The 5,086-nt window shown below is 71.2% G+C and carries 4 protein-coding genes and 1 pseudogene; 3 read left to right on the top strand and 2 right to left on the bottom strand.

Features of this window, described 5'->3' with window-relative positions; all coding sequences use genetic code 11:
* A pseudogene (locus tag ACLEQD_RS36595) lies at positions 1–609 on the bottom strand (pyridine nucleotide-disulfide oxidoreductase); the annotation flags it as partial.
* A gap of 210 nt (positions 610–819) precedes the next feature.
* On the opposite strand from ACLEQD_RS36595, the gene ACLEQD_RS36590 reads away from it, so the two are divergent.
* Genes ACLEQD_RS36590 through ACLEQD_RS36580 form a run of 3 tightly spaced genes read left to right on the top strand, consistent with a single transcriptional unit; the run spans position 820 to position 3,664 of the window.
* On the top strand, positions 820–1,755 hold the full coding sequence (locus ACLEQD_RS36590) for a class I SAM-dependent methyltransferase (RefSeq protein ID WP_410390524.1): 936 nt from the start codon (positions 820–822) through the stop codon (positions 1,753–1,755).
* A 17-nt stretch (positions 1,756–1,772) separates the two neighbouring features.
* Entirely contained in the window at positions 1,773–3,347 is a 1,575-nt protein-coding gene (locus ACLEQD_RS36585; protein ID WP_410390523.1) for a hypothetical protein, read from the top strand.
* Positions 3,348–3,355: 8 nt separating this feature from the next.
* Positions 3,356–3,664 (top strand): hypothetical protein, encoded by a 309-nt coding sequence (locus ACLEQD_RS36580; RefSeq protein ID WP_410390522.1) that lies wholly within the window; start codon positions 3,356–3,358, stop codon positions 3,662–3,664.
* A gap of 10 nt (positions 3,665–3,674) precedes the next feature.
* On the opposite strand, the gene ACLEQD_RS36575 is transcribed toward ACLEQD_RS36580, so the two are convergent.
* A complete protein-coding gene (locus ACLEQD_RS36575; protein ID WP_410390521.1) occupies positions 3,675–4,472 on the bottom strand; it encodes a hypothetical protein in 798 nt (265 codons plus the stop codon).
* Positions 4,473–5,086: the final 614 nt, after the last annotated feature.

Raw genomic sequence — 5,086 nt, 5'->3', positions numbered from 1 at the left:
AGCGCGGCGCGCAGGGCCGGCCCAGCGCTCGCGCAGGGCGGGGGCGCGCTCCTGGTGCGCGGGGGGCAGGTTGCCGGAGTAGAGCCGCTCCAGGTCCAGCAGCGTGAGGATGGACTCCGCGAGGCCTCGCTCCAGGTCGCCGTGCTGGAGCGCGTCCGGGAAGCCCAGCTGCATGAGCAGGCGCATGCGGCCGTCCAGCGACGGGAACTCCGCGAGCGTCGGGCGGTCCTGCGCGCCCTTCTTGAAGACGCGGCGCGTGATGAACTCGCGCTTGAAGTCGAAGAGGGGCAGCTCGCCGCGCAGCTGGCGGGCCAGGCGCTCGGCCTCCTCCGTGATGCCGAACAGCGTCGCGACGAAGCGCGAGACGTGGCGGGCCACCTGGATGAGCAGGTCGGACTCCGCCGGGCCCGAAGGGCTGGTGCCGCCGGACTTGCGGTAGGCGTCGAAGGCCTGGAACAGGTCGGGCGCGTCACCCTGGAGCTGCGCGTCGAAGCGCTCCGCCAGCCGGCGCAGGCCGCTGGGGCGGTACAGGTCTTCGAAGGAGAAGCCCGGCAGGCCCAGCTGGAGCGTGGGGGCAGGGGCGGAAGCGGGGTCGTTCAAGGCGCGCATGTCACGGGACTTCAGGGGGAGGTGAACCTGGAGCAACGATTCCAGAAGGGGGCCTATTTCGCGGCGTGTCGCCCGGAAAGCAAGCGGCTTGGGGCCTGGAGGCCGCCGGGCGTGAGGGAGGCCATCGGGCAGACTCGTCCCCATCCGACGTCAGGCTCGTCCCATCCGACGTGTTGAGGCGGTGGGCCCCAGCGGCTACGGTGCGCCGCCATGATGGACCCCGCTGCCCGTCGCGTCTCCGAACCGCACCTGGCCCCCGTGCCGGATGCCTGCTACCTGTGCAAGGGAGCGCGCCTGCGGCTGCGTCACCGGGCGCGCGGCGCGACCCAACCCCAGGGGGCGGCGGCCTACAACTGCACGTCCTTCGGCCACCGCAGCCACCCGCCCATCTGGGGCTGCGAGGACTGCGGGATGATGTTCCAGTGGCCGCTCCAGTCCCCGGACGTGCTGCTCCAGGCGTACCAGGACGTGGAGGACCCGCTCTACGTCGCGGAGAAGGACAACCGCTACCACACCTTCCGCCGCGTGCTCCGCGAGCTGGGCCCGGCCCAGGGCCGCACGCTGCTGGATGTGGGCGCCTACTGCGGCTACTTCCTGGACGTGGCCCGTGAGGCGGGCTTCCGCCCGGAGGGGCTGGAGCTGTCGCGCTGGGCGGCCGGCAACGCGCGGAGCCTGGGCTTCACGGTGCACGGCATCCCCCTGCGGGAGCTGGCGGCGAAGGGGCTCCAGTACGACGTGGTGACGCTGTGGGACGTGGTGGAGCACTTCGCGGATCCGCGCGAGGAGCTGAAGGCGGCGCTCGAGCTGGTGCGCCCCGGCGGCCGCATCTACCTGTCCACCATCGACGCGGGCAGCCTGCTGGCGCGGCTGCTGGGCGGCCAGTGGCCGTGGCTGATGGACATGCACCTGTTCTATTTCGGCCGCCGCACCCTGGCGCTGCTGCTGGAGGAGGTGGGCTTCCACGTCACGGACGTCCGGACGTACACGCACATCATCTCCGCGGACTACCTGCTGCGGAAGGTGGGGGCGAGCTTCACGCCCGCGGCGCCGGTGCTGGAGCTGGCGCGGCGGGGCGTGCCGTCCAGCTGGTCCATCCCGTTCAACCTGGGCGACAACATGTTGATGGCCGCCGAGCGGCCCCGCTGAAGGTGTCCCCCGCGCCTATGTCCCCCTTGATGCGGCGGGTGCTGCACCCGCTGGTGCTGCTCACGTTCTTCGCGCTGTCGGCGTTCCACACCTGGCCGCTCGTGTCCCAGATGAAGGGGCACGTGATGGGTGGCCGCGAAGACGTCTACATGAACATGTGGCACCTGTGGTGGATGCGGCAGGCCCTGTGGGTGCAGCCGCAGAACCCCTTCTTCGCGCCGTTCCTCCACTGGCCGCTGGGGGCGGAGCTGTACTGGCACACGCTGGCGCCCGCGAAGACGCTGTGGGGCGTGGTGCTGCTGCCGTTCATGCCGGTGGAGACGGCGTACAACGTGGTGCTGTTCGGCTCGTTCGTGCTGACGGGCTACACGTCGTGGCTGCTGCTGCGCTACCTGCTGGAGCGCGCGGGCCACGGCCCCTGGATCGCGGCGGCGGCGGCGCTGGCGGGCGCGTGCGTGTTCAACTTCTCGCGCTACCACCTGGCCCACGCGACGGCGCACCTGAACCTCAGCGCGCTGGAGGGGCTGCCGCTCTACCTGCTGTGCTTCTTCCGCTGGCTGGACGAGGGCAAGCGCAAGTGGCTGGTGGGGCTGGCGCTGTGCGCGTTGTACGTGTTGCTGTGTGACTATTACTACCTCGTCTACATCGCGCTCTTCTCGCTCTTGTGGGTGGTGGCGGAGCGGTGGAAGCGGGGGCCGCTGCTCTCCGTGGACACGTGGAGGGATCCGCTCGTGCGCCGGGCGGTGGTGGCGGGCGTGGCGGCGGGGCTCGCGTGCGTGCCGCCCATCGTGCCGCTGCTGCTGCATGCGTTCCCCGCGCCGCTGCAGATCCACCACGGCGACTCGGACTACTTCTCGGACCTGTATTCGTTCTTCGTTCCGGACACGCGCTCGGCGTGGATGACGGAGCTGCCGGCGAGCGCGCGCGAGTTCTCCCTGAACATCCTGCGCATGAAGATGGCGACCAACGCGGAGGAGACCGGCAACTTCCTGGGCTGGGTGACGCCGCTGCTGGCCGTCTTCGCGCTGTGGCGGGGCGTGCCGGAGGGGCGCCGGTGGGCGGGGCTGGGGCTGGGCTTCGCGGTGCTGTCCATGGGCACGGTGCTCAACATCGGCCTGGAGGACCGGGTGTCCCCGGTGGTGCTGCTCTTCGTCATCGCGCTCGCGGTGGCGCTGGTGCCCGCGTGGCGGGAGCGGGTGTGGCGGCGGGACGTGTTGCTGCTGTTGGCGCTGGCGGTGTGGCTGTCGCTGTCGGAGCCGCTGACGGCGTTCGGCGTGCCGCTCAAGGTGCAGATTCCAATGCCCTACGTGGTGTTCAAGCACGTGGTGCCGCTGTTCTCGCGCGGGGGCATGCCGGTGCGCTTCGTGCTGCTCACGTTCCTGTCGCTGTCGGTGCTGGTGGCGTTCGCGGCGGCGCACGCGGGGACGTGGGCGTCCCGGCGTGACGCGCGGCTGGGCGTGGCGGTGGCGCTCGCGGTGGCGCTGGTGCCGAACGTGGAGTACCGGGGCCTCCAGATGCTGGTGCCCCAGGTGCCCCGGCTGCCGCCGGTGTTCGATGAGATTCGCGACGCGCCCATGCCCGCGGCGTCCTGACGGACAACGTGCAGGGGCAGTGGGAGCAGATGTTCCACGGCAAGCCGGTGTCTTTCGCCCGGCTGTCGCGGTTGCCGGTGCGGGAGTCGGCGCTGGTGGACTCGCGGTTGATCCGCGCGGCGGAAGGGATGCGCAGCGCGTTCGGCACCGTCACTCCGGAGGAGCGCGAGGAGATGCGGCGCTTCCTGAAGGAGCACCACTTCAAGTGGTACGTGACGCACTTCTTCCACCCCATCCGCCACCAGTTCATCACGGACGAGCTGGGAGGAGAGATGGTGCACCAGGACGGCTACGTCACCGTGTACCGCTTCCCCTGAGCGGGAGCGGTCAGTGGCAGGTCAGGTCCACCTCGTTTTCACGCTCCGTGGCGCCGGGGACGACCGTGTCGCCCTCCACCGTCACGACGGTGCGCTCGTCCGACGCGGCCAGCGCACCGCACTCGGTGGTGGCCGTGGTGCAGTGGCGGACGAAGAGCAGCGTGTCCTTCCCTGTCGCGCTGAGGCGCGTGACGTCGCAGCGCGGGGAGTCGAAGCCGGGCGCCGGGGCTCCGTTGAAGCGCTCGTCGCCGGGCAGGTCCTTCGAGTCCAGCACCGCCCCGTTCGCTCCGATGAGGGTGAAGAGATAGCGGGTTCGCGTGAGGCGGAGGTTGGAATACTCCGGGTCCGGAGTCGTGGTCTCGTCGCGGGTGAACACGCGCAACGTCGCGCCCGAGGGCCGCTTCAGCGTGAGCTTCCGGGCCTCCAGCGGCGCACCTTCCTGCTGGGGACAGGCCAGCTGTCCCGCGGGGAGCCGCACCGCGCGCGCGTAGGTCTCCGGGGCGAGATGCTTGATGGGGACGAGGAGCGAGGGCGCGGATTCGGGGTCGCAGAGGCCCACGAGCCACACCCAGAAGCCGGGTTTGAGGCCGGGGAGGGTCTTGCTCTCGATGAGCCGGGGGTAGCCCTCCGGCAGGCTCAGGCCCGCCTTCCGGAGGAAGGCTTCGAGGGTGACCCAGGTGGCCCGCTGGGCTTCCGCCTCGGCCTTGTTCCTGGAGCCCTTCCAGAGGATGGCCTGCGCGGGGGCGTCAGCGGAGGCCGGGGTGGACGCGAGGGCCAGCAGGCCCAGGACGAAGATGCATGAACGCATGGCGGTTCCCCCTTGGGGTGCGCGACCGCATCGACCGCGACGCCAGGCCCCGGACGACCACGCTGTACACCCCATGTCCGACACGGCACCCACCGGTCTGCTTGTCGGAACAGCGGCGGAGGGCTCCTCCGGCGCCGGTCCGCCCAACTGGTCCGACTGTCGGACCAGTTCGCGGTGCGCCGCCGCCGGGAGGTGTCCTGTTCGCAGGCTCAGGGCTTCTTGGGTCCGCCGCGCTTCGGGCGAGAGCCACGTGACGCGGGGGGACGAGGCGTGCCTTCCGGCCGAGGCGTCTGCTTGCGAGAGGGCTTCGCGGGCCGTGCATTCTTGGGGCGGGAGGGCTTCGCCGGACGACGGCGTTCGTCCGTCTTCGCCGGTCGGGATGACCCGCTGAGGTCGATGCGTGGAGGCAACGGCGGACGGGCCTGTTCCGAGGACGCAGGCTGCACGGGACGCTGTTGCCCGGAGGCGGAGGGCGGCTTCGGCGGACGGCGCTGCTCCTCACGCCGCGGGTTCGCGGGCCGCTCGGCGGCAACTGCCGATGGAGGCTTGGGCGGACGGCCCTGCTCGTTACGCGGGGCTTGGGCGGACGCCTGCGCTCCACGAGGCGGCTTCGG

This window comes from Corallococcus sp. 4LFB (assembly GCF_046520365.1).
GTDB classification, from domain to species: Bacteria; Myxococcota; Myxococcia; order Myxococcales; family Myxococcaceae; genus Corallococcus; species Corallococcus caeni.
Note: the sequence above shows the minus strand (reverse complement) of the source record. Positions and strands in the feature narration are given on the sequence as shown.

Coding starts and splice junctions, on each gene's coding strand:
- ACLEQD_RS36590 (WP_410390524.1), top strand. CDS start 820: ATGATGGACCCCGCTGCCCGTCGCGTCTCCGAACCGCACCTGGCCCCC.
- ACLEQD_RS36575 (WP_410390521.1), bottom strand. CDS start 4,472: ATGCGTTCATGCATCTTCGTCCTGGGCCTGCTGGCCCTCGCGTCCACC.
- ACLEQD_RS36585 (WP_410390523.1), top strand. CDS start 1,773: ATGTCCCCCTTGATGCGGCGGGTGCTGCACCCGCTGGTGCTGCTCACG.